At 63.8% G+C, this 14,117-nt stretch carries 14 protein-coding genes; 3 read left to right on the top strand and 11 right to left on the bottom strand.

What is annotated here, in order from left to right; genetic code table 11:
* Positions 1 to 234: 234 nt before the first annotated feature.
* Positions 235 to 954, bottom strand: a complete 720-nt coding sequence (locus J2X38_RS21725) for an acyl-homoserine-lactone synthase (protein ID WP_160292416.1) — start codon at positions 952 to 954, stop codon at positions 235 to 237.
* Positions 955 to 1,180: 226 nt separating this feature from the next.
* Between J2X38_RS21725 and J2X38_RS21720 the strand changes: the two genes are divergently transcribed.
* A complete protein-coding gene (locus tag J2X38_RS21720) occupies positions 1,181 to 1,963 on the top strand; it encodes a DNA -binding domain-containing protein (RefSeq protein WP_148309127.1) in 783 nt (260 codons plus the stop codon).
* 36 nt (positions 1,964 to 1,999) lie between these two features.
* Here the strand turns inward: J2X38_RS21720 and J2X38_RS21715 are convergent, their stop codons facing one another.
* From J2X38_RS21715 to J2X38_RS21700, 4 genes are read right to left on the bottom strand one after another with little or no spacing between them, the layout of a single operon-like run.
* Positions 2,000 to 2,563: a lytic transglycosylase domain-containing protein gene (locus J2X38_RS21715; RefSeq protein WP_405053483.1), complete on the bottom strand. Its 564-nt coding sequence runs from the start codon at positions 2,561 to 2,563 to the stop codon at positions 2,000 to 2,002.
* Complete coding sequence (mobF, locus tag J2X38_RS21710) at positions 2,560 to 5,505, bottom strand: MobF family relaxase (protein ID WP_039575562.1); 2,946 nt, start codon at positions 5,503 to 5,505, stop codon at positions 2,560 to 2,562. The genes J2X38_RS21715 and mobF overlap by 4 nt, the downstream gene beginning before the upstream one ends.
* Positions 5,502 to 7,565 (bottom strand): type IV secretion system DNA-binding domain-containing protein, encoded by a 2,064-nt coding sequence (locus J2X38_RS21705; RefSeq protein ID WP_081997364.1) that lies wholly within the window; start codon positions 7,563 to 7,565, stop codon positions 5,502 to 5,504. Before J2X38_RS21705 ends, mobF begins: the two co-directional genes overlap by 4 nt.
* Positions 7,562 to 7,885, bottom strand: coding sequence for a ribbon-helix-helix protein, CopG family (locus J2X38_RS21700; RefSeq protein WP_039575565.1), 324 nt, complete (start codon positions 7,883 to 7,885; stop codon positions 7,562 to 7,564). Before J2X38_RS21700 ends, J2X38_RS21705 begins: the two co-directional genes overlap by 4 nt.
* A 481-nt stretch (positions 7,886 to 8,366) precedes the next feature.
* On the opposite strand from J2X38_RS21700, the gene J2X38_RS21695 reads away from it, so the two are divergent.
* Positions 8,367 to 8,609, top strand: coding sequence for a hypothetical protein (locus J2X38_RS21695; protein WP_039575569.1), 243 nt, complete (start codon positions 8,367 to 8,369; stop codon positions 8,607 to 8,609).
* Positions 8,610 to 8,795: 186 nt separating this feature from the next.
* Here the strand turns inward: J2X38_RS21695 and J2X38_RS21690 are convergent, their stop codons facing one another.
* Positions 8,796 to 9,764, bottom strand: coding sequence for a DUF2493 domain-containing protein (locus J2X38_RS21690; RefSeq protein WP_039581070.1), 969 nt, complete (start codon positions 9,762 to 9,764; stop codon positions 8,796 to 8,798).
* A 423-nt stretch (positions 9,765 to 10,187) separates the two neighbouring features.
* On the opposite strand from J2X38_RS21690, the gene J2X38_RS21685 reads away from it, so the two are divergent.
* On the top strand, positions 10,188 to 10,634 hold the full coding sequence (locus J2X38_RS21685; RefSeq protein ID WP_160292417.1) for an SRPBCC domain-containing protein: 447 nt from the start codon (positions 10,188 to 10,190) through the stop codon (positions 10,632 to 10,634).
* A 45-nt stretch (positions 10,635 to 10,679) separates the two neighbouring features.
* Here J2X38_RS21685 and J2X38_RS21680 read toward each other — a convergent pair whose 3' ends face one another.
* The 5 genes from J2X38_RS21680 to J2X38_RS21660 form a co-directional block, all read right to left on the bottom strand.
* Positions 10,680 to 10,916, bottom strand: coding sequence for a DUF6117 family protein (locus J2X38_RS21680; protein ID WP_039575574.1), 237 nt, complete (start codon positions 10,914 to 10,916; stop codon positions 10,680 to 10,682).
* Positions 10,917 to 10,921: 5 nt separating this feature from the next.
* A complete protein-coding gene (locus tag J2X38_RS21675; RefSeq protein WP_039575576.1) occupies positions 10,922 to 11,932 on the bottom strand; it encodes an SLOG family protein in 1,011 nt (336 codons plus the stop codon).
* Between the two features lie 66 nt (positions 11,933 to 11,998).
* The gene (locus J2X38_RS21670) at positions 11,999 to 12,184 is read right to left on the bottom strand and encodes a hypothetical protein (protein ID WP_039575578.1); all 186 of its coding nucleotides are present in this window, start codon (positions 12,182 to 12,184) and stop codon (positions 11,999 to 12,001) included.
* A gap of 69 nt (positions 12,185 to 12,253) precedes the next feature.
* Positions 12,254 to 12,733, bottom strand: coding sequence for a DUF736 domain-containing protein (locus J2X38_RS21665; protein ID WP_039575580.1), 480 nt, complete (start codon positions 12,731 to 12,733; stop codon positions 12,254 to 12,256).
* Between the two features lie 873 nt (positions 12,734 to 13,606).
* Complete coding sequence (locus J2X38_RS21660) at positions 13,607 to 14,071, bottom strand: MucR family transcriptional regulator (protein WP_039575583.1); 465 nt, start codon at positions 14,069 to 14,071, stop codon at positions 13,607 to 13,609.
* Positions 14,072 to 14,117 lie beyond the last annotated feature (46 nt).

The following is a 14,117-nucleotide window of genomic DNA, read 5'->3' as shown; positions in this document are numbered from 1 at the left end:
TGAGTCGCATTCAAAAGCTAAGCTCGATGAAGGGGACGATCCATTTTATAATCCAATTATAATCGGATTATAATCGGAACAGGATCGACAAGAAAAAATGTGACCGAGCTATTGGAAACGCGCGTTGGGATCGCGCACCGGAGCCTTTAGCCAAAGCCTGAACATTCGCACCGGAACCCGGTCACGCGCTTTTGAAAAAAGCGCGACAATATAGTGATAAATCTATCTGGTCTTTCAAGGAGAACTGTAACCGGAATCGGTTATTTTTCGACTCAGCGTCCTCCTGAACGCCGCTCCATGATGTCGATGATTGGCTGACGAAATGCGCGCCACATGGGCCGCCGCGCGCGTTTCGGGCTGGAAGAGGCGAGACCCGCCGGCGATACCGCCGGCCATAAAGTTCGCGCGGATCGCGGGATCAATCTCGATCCCGAGCGCCGTAAATACCTGCCCACCCTGATACTGTGCCGGGCCCAGTCGCTTGCACTTCCAGCCGACACTGGCAAACCATGATGAGTGTTCGGGGTCCGCGATGATCGTGTAAGTTCGAACGCCGGCTTCGACGGCGAACTTCGCCAGTCCGTTAAGCAGCATATCATGAACTTCCCAAACTCGGTCGCTACCCTCAGGGAACAACGAACATATTCGGGTAATCTCCCAAACATCGCGCCCCTTCGGAACAATCCCTTCGACAAAGGGCGGACAAGCGGACTCGATCGGGGACGGCCTGATCGTGTGGAGCAGGCGCGCTGAGGCTAGATGCCGATCGTCTTGATCGACAACGATGAGGTAGGTTGCGTGCCCATCATCGAACTGATCGACTTCGTAGAGACCGGCCAAGACAGGCAAATCCCACCCCAACTCATCGACAAAGAAGCGTTTGCGCGCCTCAAACATGGAACGGAGCGCAACGTGCTCACGCGTTCGATTGAACCGGTCGACCACCTTAAGCATGGGCTGCCTCCCTGGCGAAGAAAGGCCTTCCAATTGAACCGAAAAATCGAAGCGCGCCATAGCAGGAAAGGGGGTGTCGGACGCCGCGCCGCGCATAGATAGTTCGCCGTGCGCGCGCTTCGCTGCCTTGCACCGTTTGTTTCAGAACGCATTCGGCTGACAACGCGGACGGGCGTGCCTATCCATTTTGCATGGGGTCGCTAAAGCAAGATCACGAACTGTCAGAGTGAACGGGCTGGGCGGCGATCCCGGACCGGCACCTCAAGTGCCGGATTGGCTGCTGGCCAGCGAATATGCCGTGTTGCTGTTTGCCGATCGGCGCAGTTTCGCATGGGAATGGCTCCGGCGCAGCGCGCCCTATCGCGCGGCATGGCGGGATCGGGAAGTTGGTGAGATTGTCCCCTCTGACTTTGGACTGATGAAACTAGAGGACCCGGATCTTGCGACGCCATATGCTCGACCAATATGGACGCCGGCGCTTGATCCGAGGGTTCTCCGCAGCACCGCGGCGGACGATCAATCGGCATCGAGCGCCAACCTGCTCGATATCCGGAACTTTGCCGAATTCGTGTCAGTCGCCGTCGACGAAACCAACGCCGAACACTGGCTGCTATCCGACGGACATTGGGTGATCAGGCTCGATCTCCATGACGGGACGCTGCTCGGCGGCCCACTGTTTCTGGATTATCAGATCGGAGGTCTAGCGGACACGGGGCCGAAAATCTCCGCGCTGCAGCAGCTCGTCGCACTGGCTACCGACGGCGAACTGCCTACGTCCCTTAAGCCGCGCGAGACCCGGGCGCCGCGATGGATATTGGAACTGAGAACAGCGGACGCGATCGCCACGGGAGCGACCCAGCACGAGATCGCTCAGGCCTTCTTCGGTTCCGCTGTCGCGTCGGAGCGGTGGCGCAAAGAAAGCTCACCTTACCGGTCGCGGGTGCAGCGCCTGGTCAAGGCCGCCCAGCGCCGCCTTGCCGACCCCTTATGCGGGCCATGGTTTTCATGATGTCCGGCGCGGCCCCGTGCGGAGCTTCGGCTGTGATCAGAATATCGCCTTCCCATATCTCTTTTGGAGATGCGCTGCGACGCTCGTCGCATAGCGCGCCTGCCGCCAAGCGGTAGGACTATGATAAACGCCGATCGCTTTCCAATAGTCACCCGTGACCGCCAGACCCGAGAGAAAAATCCAGCGCGCCGCCTCGGCATTGAAACAGGCATCGTTCTGGAGCCAATGCCGGACATGGGTTTCGGATCGCCGGACAAGCGCCGCAATTTTGGGTACCCACCAACTGTTGATTTGCAGCGGCCCGAGATCATGAGTGCCATTGCTGTTGACGACAGCGGCGCCGATCCAGCCGCCTTCCTGATCGCGCAAACCCCAAAGCGTACGTTCGAGCCACGGCTTGCCATGGGCTGCGCTGCGAATGCAGCGCGCGATCTCAGCATTGGCCGTCGCGACTGGCGCGCGAGCCATCGCCGGCAGCGAGAGGCCGAACGCCAAGGTGAAGATGGCCGCCGCCGCGCCGAACCGCAAACTTTGCGGAACGCGGCCCCTGATATGCGACCTGACGGCTTCGGCTGTCCGTGGAAATCGGAATATGTTCATCGATCATGTCCTTGCTGTCGGGAATGCGGTTGTTCGGCGGGCTCGGGAGCGGTCGGTGCATGCGCGCGCTGGTCCTTCGTCGAGCCGGCGAGAATGCCGTTCAGATAGGCATCGAGCTTCGACATGCCGTCTCTCGCGCGGCCCGCGAGCATTTCTGCAAGCGATGGCGGGCGCAGAATCTCGTTCCATTCCCGCTCCCGCTCGGCCCTTCGCTCGGCGCGATCCGCACGCGTGCTCAGCATCTGCTTTCGCGCCCAGTCGAGACTTTCAGCGAGCCGGGCGCCGCGGATGCGATGGCTGTCTCGCCAGAGCCGCCCGAGGCCTTCGAGCGAGGACGTCTTTTCGCCGGAATACCGCTCGAGCTTTTGCACAAGGCGCTCGAGATCTTCGGTCCAGAGTTTCACGCCATAGCGAGCGCGCGTGATGGCGGTGTAGTAATTCTGGCCATTGACGAGGCCCGATCCGACCGGGGCAAGGACATAGACTCGGTCATAGGTCTTCGACTGCGCCGAATAGACCGTCTCGGCATAGCCATGGTCCCAAGTCCGATGAACGGCGAGATCGATCTTCTGCGGCTCGGCGCTCCGGTCCCAGCGAATGGTCGCGACGGTCCCGTCGAGACACTCGATCGTCCCGCGCTCGGCATTTTTTAGGTCGAGTTCCTTCGTCGCCAGCCGCCACTGAATGCGATCGCCCGCGGCAATATCTCGCTTGTCCCCGATGAACACATTGACCTGCGACGCGCGGCCAAGACGGGGATTCCAGAGGATGGTCCGGCCCTTTTCGTCCACAAGACGCACGATCTGGCGGCCGCGCGCATCCCGCGCGAGGCCACTGACGCGATACTCTGCCCCGGCGGCGATCCCGAGTCCCGCGTTGTCGCGCGCGAACATCACTACCTGGCCGCCCGAGTAAAAGCGGGCAAAATGCTTCTCCTGGTCGGTCATGCCCGACGGAGCGAGAATATCGATCCGCGCATCTTCGGCGGCGATAGCGCCTTCCCGTTTCAGCACCTCTCGGATCTGGGTATTCACGATCAGCCTGGTCGCGTTGTCGAGAACGAGGATATTGGTCTTGTCACGGTTCTCGGGCTTGAGCCGCGTCCATTCCGCGACGAGGTTGGCCGCGAGCTTGTCGGCTCCCTCCCCGCTGATGATCTTGTCGAGCGATTGCAGCGACGCGGCATAATCCCCGCTGCGCGCGGTCGCGACCGCGGTCTTCATCGCGCGGGTTTGCTGCCGGACCGCCTCGGTGAGCTCAGCCGTCGGAAGGCCGAGCTTCTGCATCAGCCAGAAGGGTTTGCCCTGCTCGATCGCCCCCGTCTGCTTGTTGTCGCCAAGAAGAAGCACGCGCGCGCCGGTGTCGTGGCTGATCTGCAAGATCCGCTGCGCTTGCCGGCTCCCGAGCTGGCCCGCCTCGTCGACGACCAGGACATGACGATCGGTGATATCATGCCCGCCGCCGCCCAGCAGCGCGGCGACAGTACGAGAGTCGATGGCAGCGTCCTGGCCCAGCTTCGCGGTCGCAGATGAGGTCGGTGCCAGACCGATGAAGGTCCAACCGGCATCGGCCGCGGCCTTCAATTCCTTGATGAGCGTGGATTTGCCCGAGCCGGCGACGCCATGAACACCCATGACGCGGTCACTGGACAGCGCGATCTCGGCGAGCACCTTTCGCTGGTCATCGTTGAGAATGCTACCGCGCAGCGACGTGTCGACCTGTTCCGGCAATGCCAGCGGAACCCCATCGCCAAGGCTCAGCGAAATATGCGTCGATAGCGCGATCTCTAGCCGCGCGGCGCGGCGCGAGGTCCTGCCGCGCGTCAGAATCTGGTCGCCGGTCAGCTCCCTCGTCTTCAGCAGCTTGAGCCGCGCTTCATGTTCCTCAAACAGAGGCCGGACGTCGCGGAGGCGGACGTCGCCGACATGCGAAGCGAGCCCAGTTCGAATGAGCCGGCCGAGATTGTTGACCGCTTCGCGCGTCTCCGATTGGCGAAGTCCGAACAGCGCTGCGCGGCGCGCGGTCGCGGGATCGGCGTCCAGATGCTTCTCCCCACGCGCATCGGCGGCGGCGCGGACAGCTTCGAGCGCGGGAATGTGTGCCTTCGATCTCTCTGCCCACTGGGCATGGAGCGTATCGAGATCAACTTTCTGCTTGGGGGGCCGGGTCGCGAAGAAGGAAATCGATCGTTCGGCCTGCCCCTGGAGACCATGCTCCTTCGCATGCGCATCGATCTGCTCAGCGCGGCGCGACATCGCGTATATAAGATCATTTGGAACATCGCGGATTTCGAACAGTCCCCTTCGCGGGTCGAACTCGATCTCGTAGCCAAGTTCGCGCAGGTCGTGGGCGAGTTCGTTGCGATAGATTTGTCCCGCAGTCATCTGCTCGGCGAACATGGCGCGGGTTTCGAGGCTCGCCATCTGCTCGTCGCCGGCATGCCGAGTCATGTTGAGGATCACGACGTGGGTATGGAGATGCGGGTCGAGTTCGCGCGAGGCATGTTCAGTGAAGCGCGCATAGAGCAGCTGGCCTGTCGTTTCATGCCGAATATTGCCGTCCATACGTCGGCGAAGCTCGGCATGCTCTTCGATCCAGCCGATGGCGGTGCCGACTGCCCGCTCATGCGCGGCGACGATCCGTTCATCGCCCGTCACCAGCGCCATGATCGATACCGATTTCGGGGCGTTGACCGCAAAATCCCACCCCGGATGATGCTGAACCTCGCCGTGGCGGATGCGCCCGAGTTGCTGCTCCTCGACCTTGCCGGCGAGCAACGCCTCGAACGCCCTGCGGTCGATCGGGCCCGAAAGCCCGAGCCCGGCCGCAATTTTCCCGCCCCACTCCGAGGGTTCGTTCCCGCCCTTGGTGTAATAATCGCCGATCGTATAATAGCGGGCGATATTGCCGGGCTTGCCTCCGAGGCGCCGCGGATGGATCATGCCGGTCTCGCCGGACGGCGACGACCACCCGGACGCCCATGCTGTCGCAGGGTGCGGTCCCAGTGCGGAGCGATAATTTCGAGAGGCGTCGCGGGACGGTCGGGCGAACCATCGGTAGGCGTGACAGGTGCGGCTGAGACCTCCCCGTTCTTGTTGTCACGCGATTTTCCGGATGCGCCCGCCGGGTGATCGAGCTTCAACGCGGGCGCATTGACGTCCGGTCCGCGTCTGCCAGTCCGCTTGCGCGCTGGCGCGTCATTCTTCTCCGGTTTCGCCGATCTTGATGCCTCTTCGGACGTACCGGATGACGACGGCAACGACGGTGGTGGTGCTATATGTCGAGGCGGACGGCTGCGCTCGGCGAAGGCCTCAACGATGGATGGCACGTCATTATATTTATCCGCGAACCGAACGACGGGCAGGTCGCGACCGAAGCGCAGATAGCCCGACAGGTTCGGCAGGTTGGTGACCTCCGTGTGCATCACAAGAGGTCTTGTCACCTGGATGCGCGAGAGGTTGACCCCGTCACGCATGTCGTTGACGCCATAGCTCATCCCCTCGTTCGCCTCGACCTGCTCGACTTGCCCGAGATTCTCGCTGACATGCTTGGCGGTGGGGGTATCGTTGGCGCGGAGCGCGACCCAGGTGGAGCAATAGCCGGTGATCGCCGCGGCATCCTGGATGCCATAGGTCGCCTCGAGCTGCGGGTAGGACTGGAAGCCGAGGATGCCGCAGCCGCCATATTTGCGGGCGCGAGCGAGAAAGTCAGAGAGCGACGGCAGTTTCTGGAGCGAGGGAAGCTCGTCGATCACGCAATAGAGACGGCGCTGCTGATCGGGTTTCAGGCTCATGATCGCGCTGATCGCGATATCGAGCCACACGGTGATCAGGGGACGGAGCGAAGGAAGCTGGTCGGCCTTCACGGTAACGAAGAGCCAGCTGTCGTCCCCCTCGGTCGCGACCCAGTCGCGGATCGAAAGCCCGTCGTCGGTATCGTCAAGATAGGCGAAGCTGCGCATGACCGACGCGAGCTCAGCCTGGACGCCCGCCGACGTCCGTTCGCCTTCCATCGAGATGAATGCCGCCGCATCGGTGCCCGCGGCGAAGGCGGACAGATCCTTCAGCGGAGAGCGGACGATGGTGTGGAGGAGGATCGATACATAGGTCCGTCCCTGCGCTGCGAGCTTGCGCAGAACGGCGACCAGAGTACCGCGCGCGGCCTTCGGCCAGAAGGGATCGCCATGCTTGTCGGGGATCGTCGATTCCGCGATCTGGTCGTAATGATAATCGTGCGGGACATCGACCCAGGGCGACCAGACGGCCGAACGCTCGTCGAGGGGGTTGAGCAGGATGTCCTTCCCCTCGCGGTAGAATTTTTCGACGAAGGTGCCGGCGGTATCATAGACGATCGCGCGCTTGCCCTTGGCGCGGATGCCTTCGAGCATCTTGACGATCATGTTGGTCTTCCCCGTTCCGGGTGCACCGCAGATCAGGACATGCTCGGTCTCGAAGGCATGGGGGACGTTGATGCCGCCGATCGAGAAGCTTCCTTTCGTCTCCCTGCGCAGCGCCCGGCGGACCTGCCGAACGGTACCGAAATGCGCCCCGCGCAGGTACTCGTTGGAGCCGAGCCCCTTCCCCGTCCGGGTGAAATAGAACCAGGCGAAGACGAGCGCGGCGAGCGCAAACACCCCGGACAGGATCGCCCCGCTGATGAGGTCGCTCTCGAGTTTTTCGAGCGCCTGTTTCGCGATCGCGGAGTCGACCAGCCAGTCGGCCGAGGTCCAATATTCGCGGCCCTCCGGCGTACGGAACAGGACCGGGTCGTTGGTTCCCGGCGCCGCATCGGCCTTGAAGGTTGCCTCAACGAGCTTGGTGAGGACGAAGCGCTGGTAGGCATCGGACTTTTCGAAGGCGTACCAGATCGCGCCGATGACCCAGATGCTAAGCCCGGCGAGGGTCGTCTGGAAGAAGACCTGGGTGGTCATCCGCACATTGTGGACGATGGCTTGGCCGCCCCGCGTCCAGCTGCCGAGTGTGTCGTTGCGGAAGATGCTCATGACGACGCCCCTTCCCCCAGAGCTGGCAGGTCGCCCGCGCCGATCAGCCCCCGGTCGAGGAGAAGACGGCGGGTATCCTCCATCCCCTTGGCGAGAGATTTGGGCGCGCGCGCGCCGACGTCGGACGCAAGGATCGCAAGCACCTGGATGACGGTCGAGTGGAGTTCGTCGAATCGGGCATGGAAGCCGAAGGGGTCGGCGCCGTTCAGCTGTTCGAGGGCATCGCGAACGAAGGCCGCGGTGGGGACGCCCGCCGCATCGGCATCGGCCGCGAGGCGGTCGTATAGTTCGTCGGGAAGACGAATAGTCAGTCTTGCCATGGCAAGCTCCTGGTCTGGAGCTTCGGCAAGTGAGGACACGTAGCCCCACTGTTATAGCCGAGACCTGCCGTTTTTCCAATAGCTTAGCGCGGCAGCCACGGCTGCCCAAAGATGCCAAGGATTATCAGGGCATTGGCGCGGATGGCAGCCAAGTGCCGCCGCATCTGGCTGCCACGGCGGCCAAATGACGCCGCCTGCGCCAGCGTTCGACTTTAGGGTTAGGCTATTGATTTGCAGGGAGGTTTGGCCCCGCAGAACCCGTGCGTAGGGTGCATTACAAACGCCAACGGCGTGCGTCCGCCCAACGCAGCGACGTGTCGCTGCGACACCTCGTGCCGGAAGGCGCGGGGGTTCCCCCCGTCCGGGGGGATTTCTTCACCTGCCGGCGGCACGCCGGCCATGATAATTGCCGTTTGATCATGGCGCACTCCCTCGGGTAGAATTGGAAGCCGGCGGGCAGACCATTTGAAGGATGATGGTTATGCCCAAGAAGAGTGAACGCGAACGCCTCGCCGACCTCGAAGCGCGTCAGCGCAAGGTTGCGGAGGAGGTCGAGATTGCCCGCCGCGCCGTGCGCGGCCGCTATGCGTCGATCATCGGCGAGCTGGCCGTCGAGGAATTGACCGAGCGGGAATTTCGGGAGCTTGTCGACCTCGCTATCTGGTGTGGCGGCGCAGCGGCGGTGGGAGCACTCAAGTCCCTGCCGATACGGCCCCACAAATAAAGCCATCCCGAAGGGATGCCCCTGCGACGAGCACGGCGAAGCCGCGCGCAGGAGGCCGATGGCATCGCCATCGCATCGGTCGCGCGACGGGCCCCGCCAGGGGTCCCTGAGTGCGGACGACCTTTCCCCTGACGAAAAGAAAAAGGGACGGCCCGGCAATCCGGACCGTCCCATTGCACCACCCGATCAGGCGGCGATACGCTGGTCGATGAAGCGGAAGAAATGCGCGGGCACACCCTTCGCGCGCACCAGCCGAGCGAGATGGGACTGAAGCCCCGAGCCTTCGCAGACCAGCGCTTCTACCGGGTTCAGTCCGAGCAGTTGCTCGTTACGCAGAAATCCTGCGCGTTGTCCGAACTTGCTGTTGAGGGTGAAGGCGACGAGTGGTGTTCCGGTCCGTGCCGCCCATGCGGCGGCGATCGCGTCGCACCCCTTGGACTGCGCCGTCGTCGCCAGCACCATCGCCGGGATACGCGCCTTGATCTGATCGAGCCGCTCGGTGAGGAGCGCGTGATCTTCCCATTGCTGCCCGCCGGAGAATATGACCACCGGCCCTTGCGGGGCGTGGGCATCGATCCCGCGCTGGCGCCGCGCGGCGAGGAAGTCGGTCGCGGCCACCACCGCAGCGGTGCGCTTGCTCGATACCAGCGAGCCCCGCGGCGCCGACCATGGACGCCCGGTTTCGGCGGCGAAGGTCTGGGCGGCATAGTCGCGCATGCAGGCCACCGCGTCGCGCGCTTCGTCGAGGGAGTGGCAGAAGGTCTGCGCCTCCTCCAACTCAGCGGTCAGGATCTCGCTGCCGTCGGCGTCGCGGATCAGATCCTTGACCTTCAGCGCGGCCTTGTCGGCTTCAGCATCGAGCTGGTCCGCGACCTTGTGGAAGCTATGGACGATGCCCCACGCGATGCGGTCCGCGATCCCTTCAAGGCGGGTGTCTCGGAACAGGTCGAAGAAGGTGCGGACCGCCATTTCGGTGGCAAGTTCCGCCGCGCGCGGAAGCGGCATGTCGGCGTCGGTGGGCTCGTCGGCATAGCCCATCCGGAACCCGCCTATGGTTTCGGTGAAGGCGTTTTCGAAGGCGGGCGACACAGTTTCCTCGGCGATAAGGTCGGCGATTTCGTCTGCGGTGCGGAAGGATTGTGTAAGCTTCGTCATGAGAACCTCCTTGAAAAAGAGGTCTCTTTCCCTGCACGGGCTCTGAGCGACGGGGTCAAGGATCGGGCGCAGCCCGACCGCGAAGCGGCGATGGGGGTCACGATTTTCTTTGGCGGCCACCCGTCGCCCGACTGGATGTGCGGCGCTCGCCCCGCCAAGGAAAATGGTGGGGCCCCGTCGTTCTTGAGGCCGACGCTGCCCCCGTGCCACACTAAAAAGAGTTGAGAGAGAAGAAGAGGCTTGCGAAGCGGGGGCTCGATGCCCCCGATTCGCAAATGGTTGCCGCAAAGCACGGTCCCATGTGCTCTATTCCTTGAAACGGATCAGGCCGCAGCGAGGATAAAGCGGGGACGTCCGGCCGTAGCGGTTGGCGCAGATTCTGGAGGTTGAACGATCTTGAACGGGTGCGAAAAGAATGAGCGCGTGGACAGCGCGTCGCGGGTCATTCTCGCGACGCCGCGGCAACTGTTCCGCACCTATTTCGACGCCGAGACGCTGAAGGGCTGGCGCGTGCCGGATGGCGCGACAGGCACCTATTCGGTGCTCGAGCCGCAGCCGGGCGGCCGCTTCTGTCTTAACCTTCTCTATTCGGACCGAACGGAGACCGATGGCCCCGCGGCCGCTATCGAGATCATCACCGGCGAGTTCGCCGAGTTCGTGCCCGATGAGCGCATCGTCGAGGAAATCCATTATACCAACACCGACCCCGCCTATGCTGGCATGATGAGGCTGACCTTCACGATCGAGCCGGCGAAAGCCGGCTCCAAAGTCTCGCTCCACGCGACCGGCATGCCCCAGGCGCTGGAGGTCACCGCACATCGCGCGGCACTCGCCGCAGCGCTGCGGCGGCTGGCGCTGCTGACCGAATGAACAAGAAGAGCGGCCGCCTCGCAAAGGAGGCGGCCGCTCATTTCCTTAATCCGGATCAAAGGTTTCTCCGGTCGGCGGCACATAGGCCTCGAACGGGTTTCCGTCATGCAAATGTCCGAACGGGGTCATGACATGGCTGGAACCCTCGCGCCCCACCGCGCAGATGACATAGCGGGGCTCTCCCGACGCGGCGTCGGTGCATTCCATGAGGGCGAGGTCGCCATTTTCCGCCGCGCGGCGGAGCGTCGCGAAGTTCCGCCGATAAGCGTCGGGAATCGCCATCGCCGTCACGCCGTCAGGCGGAGGCCGGGGCCCCGCTGTGCCGCCGGGCGCGCAACACCGTCCGGCTTCTTGAAAGCATGAATCGGCACCCCGGCCTTGCGAAGGAGCTGATAAAGATTTGCCTGAAGCCCCGACCCCTCGCAGAGCAAAGCCTCGACGGGCTTCAACTCGGCGAGCTTGCGGTTGCGGTTGAAGGCGGTTTTCCGTCCCGAACCATAAAGGCCATAGGCGACGAGCGGCACGCTGTTCTCCGGACGCGCCGCCCATGCCGCCGCGATCGCGTCGGCGCCCTTGCGCTGGCCGGTCGTCACCAGCGTCATATGCGGCACGCGGGCCTTGATCTGGTCGAGCCGCGCCCAGAGCGGTTCCCAGTCGGACCAGATGGCCGGACCCGAGAAGACAACGATCGGGCCCTGCGGTAGATGCCGTTCGCGCGCGGCGAGCGCCCGCTCGCGCAGAAAATCCTGCGCCGCGATCTGGCTCGCCATCGAGACGGACGACGCCCGGCTTCCCTTCGCCGGCGACCATGGCCAGCCGGTGAGCGCGCGATACATTTCGGCGGCATAGTCGCGCATGCATTCGATGGCGTCGCGCTGCTCGGCGAGCGAGCGGCAGAGGAGCTGCTTTTCCTCGAGGCTCGTTGCATAGACTTCGCTGAGATCGGGCATGCGCGCGAGATCACCGAGTTCCTGCGCGATTGAATCTTCGCGGCGCGCAAGCTTTCCAGCCGTGAAATGGAACGAATTCACGAAGCCCCATGCGATATCCGGGGCGAACGCTTCGAGGCGGGTGTCGGTGAAGAGGTCGAAGATGGCGGCGATCACGCCGCCGCATTCGGCCTGCGCGGCGAAAGGCTCGGGCATGTCGAGGTCGGTCGGCTCGTCGCCAGCGGAGACGATCGAGAGCGGGATCGGGTCGCCGAAGGCGGCCTGAAATTCAGGGGTGGCGATGGCCTCGGCGTAAAGCTGTTTCAGGTCGGCGAAGCGGTCGACGGACGCGGGGTTGGCGTTGGTCATGATGGACCTCCGGTCAGCAAAAATGAAAAGCGGCCGGAGCGGCTGCGCCGCCCGGCCGCACGGGGATCAGTGGAGCGTTGCGCCCGCAGGCTTCCGCTGCGCCGGACTGGCGGCGATGCCCTCCAGCGGGCGCAGCCCGTTGACGACCTCCCATGCGAGGACGGGCGCGAGCGGTTCGAGCGTGGTTCCGGCAACGATGTCGAAGACAGCGGCGATGACGGCGCCGCATTCGATGAGACGAATCTGGGCCATGACGGCCTCCCAAGCTGGATGAAAAAAATGGGCCGGGAGCCGAAGCCCCCGGCCTGTCAGGCGTGCCCGTCAGAACGGGATCTGATCGTCGACGTCGGCACCGGTATCCGGGCCATTGTCCATCAGTGCGCCGTCAGTGCCCGCGGTGCTGTCACCGAAGCCGCCGCCCTGCTCACCGTCGCCATAGTCGCGGCGCGACGAGCGGATCGCGGGACCAAAGTCATCGCGGCGCTGCGGGCGCCGCCACGCGACGCGGTAGCCATCCCGCTCCGACCCGAAGAGCGCGATCGGGAGCGGCTCGGGGAGGCTCGGGTCGTCGATCGAGCCCTGAAGGAAGACTTCGCCGGTGGTATTTTTGGCGACGGCTTCCCAGAGAGCACCGAGCTGGACCCAGCGATTGCCGACGTTGAGCGCGACGATCTCATAGGCCGGGGCCCGCTCGTGATCGCTCTCGACCGGACGAAGACCGAGACGCGGCAGATCGATGGTGCGGGTCGCGATCGACCCCATCAGACGGCCGTTGTTATTGCTGAACTCACCGATATTCATGGGACTTTCCTTTGACGTTCATCGCTCCGGCCAATCCCGAAGCGACACCCGCCAAGGTCCCCCTCTCCTCTCTGTCCCGGCGCCGCGGTCCCGCGCCGCAGCCCGCGGTCGCTCCCGCCCTCGCGCCCTCACGCACCCGCTCGCTTCAGGCACGCAAATGCGCTATGCAGGGCGCATGGATGCCGAGACGATGAGGACGGTTGCGCGACTTGCGCGTTCTCGCGCGGATCGCGGAAGTTCCGCAACACATGGCGACGGGCTCGAGCGGCTTGGAGCCGCGCGGGCGCTCCGTCAGCTCGCGGTCGATCTCGAAGTCTCGGCCGATGCGTGCGAGGCCAATCCCCGGCCATCCCGCGGGCGCGGCCGACCGACCTTGCCCCGCCCGGCTCCCGCGCATGTTCCTTACGGCAGCCGATCGTTACCCGGCAGGGCCGAGATCCGGCGAAGCCGGAGCTCGGTCGGAGCGGCGCGTAGCGCCGCGGAGATAGAGCGGCGGTGCCCGCGATAGAGGGCAGCCGCCCTACAGCAACGCCCGCCAGCAAACCCGACCATCAGCGGATCAACTGCCGAGACTTGGGGCTTGGGTTCTGGGGGTTTGAGTCTTGGGCATGGCTCGAGTTCGCCGCAGGCGGGCCCCTAATGAGGCGCGCCTACGGTCGGTCGGCAGTATGAAGAATGGAGAGGCGCCCGCCTTGCAAGGCGTCAGAGCGAGCGGCAGCCCGCGGTCCCGGAGCGGCGCGGTCGCGATGCCGCTCGAATAGGCCCGCCGTCCACCGACCAACGGGCGGTCATCCAAGTGGCTAATGGCATCAAAGACTTTGCCCGGAGCCCGAGTGATCGGCGCGGCCGATCTATATGGGAAGAGGCGCCGAGTTATTTTGCCTTGGCACGGCCGCGCGGGGCCGGCTTGCGGCCGCCGCCCCGACCTTTGGTTCCGAGGCCGATAGCCTTGGCCAGGGTGCGACGCGTTTCGGCATAGTTGGGCGCGACCATCGGATAGTCCTTGGGGAGGTTCCACTTCGCGCGATACTCGTCGGGGGTCATGTTATAGGCCGTCATCAGATGGCGGCGGAGCATCTTGAGTTTCTTGCCGTCTTCCAGACACACGATGTAATCGGGTTTCACCGACGCTCGAATCGAGACGGCGGGCTCCTGTTTGACTTCCGGAGCCTCGGACGCGCCAAGACCGGCAAGGGCTTCATGCACCGACCGAATAACGAGCGGAATGTCCGATATCGCCACGCTGTTGTTGCTGACATGCGCAGCGACGATATCGGCGGTCAGCGTTACTAGGGTTAAAACCCAATCAGCCTCTTGAAATTGCTTGTATGTATTGATTCAAAGGGCCTTCACCGCAGCGGGAGGCCCTTCACGATGTCGCGTT

The sequence above is a fragment of the Sphingopyxis sp. BE235 genome (assembly GCF_031457175.1).
Taxonomy (GTDB): Bacteria; Pseudomonadota; Alphaproteobacteria; order Sphingomonadales; family Sphingomonadaceae; genus Sphingopyxis.
The sequence above is the reverse complement of the archived record's forward strand: the minus strand, read 5'-3'. Positions and strand labels throughout refer to the sequence as shown.

Excerpts from the sequence above, each read along its gene's own strand:
- J2X38_RS21690 (WP_039581070.1), bottom strand. The coding sequence starts at position 9,764 with ATGACGAAGCTTACACAATCCTTCCGCACCGCAGACGAAATCGCCGAC.
- J2X38_RS21695 (WP_039575569.1), top strand. The coding sequence starts at position 8,367 with ATGCCCAAGAAGAGTGAACGCGAACGCCTCGCCGACCTCGAAGCGCGT.
- mobF (WP_039575562.1), bottom strand. The coding sequence starts at position 5,505 with ATGATCCATCCGCGGCGCCTCGGAGGCAAGCCCGGCAATATCGCCCGC.
- J2X38_RS21705 (WP_081997364.1), bottom strand. The coding sequence starts at position 7,565 with ATGAGCATCTTCCGCAACGACACACTCGGCAGCTGGACGCGGGGCGGC.
- J2X38_RS21675 (WP_039575576.1), bottom strand. The coding sequence starts at position 11,932 with ATGACCAACGCCAACCCCGCGTCCGTCGACCGCTTCGCCGACCTGAAA.
- J2X38_RS21725 (WP_160292416.1), bottom strand. The coding sequence starts at position 954 with ATGCTTAAGGTGGTCGACCGGTTCAATCGAACGCGTGAGCACGTTGCG.
- J2X38_RS21700 (WP_039575565.1), bottom strand. The coding sequence starts at position 7,885 with ATGGCAAGACTGACTATTCGTCTTCCCGACGAACTATACGACCGCCTC.
- J2X38_RS21670 (WP_039575578.1), bottom strand. The coding sequence starts at position 12,184 with ATGGCCCAGATTCGTCTCATCGAATGCGGCGCCGTCATCGCCGCTGTC.
- J2X38_RS21680 (WP_039575574.1), bottom strand. The coding sequence starts at position 10,916 with ATGGCGATTCCCGACGCTTATCGGCGGAACTTCGCGACGCTCCGCCGC.
- J2X38_RS21665 (WP_039575580.1), bottom strand. The coding sequence starts at position 12,733 with ATGAATATCGGTGAGTTCAGCAATAACAACGGCCGTCTGATGGGGTCG.
- J2X38_RS21715 (WP_405053483.1), bottom strand. The coding sequence starts at position 2,563 with ATGAACATATTCCGATTTCCACGGACAGCCGAAGCCGTCAGGTCGCAT.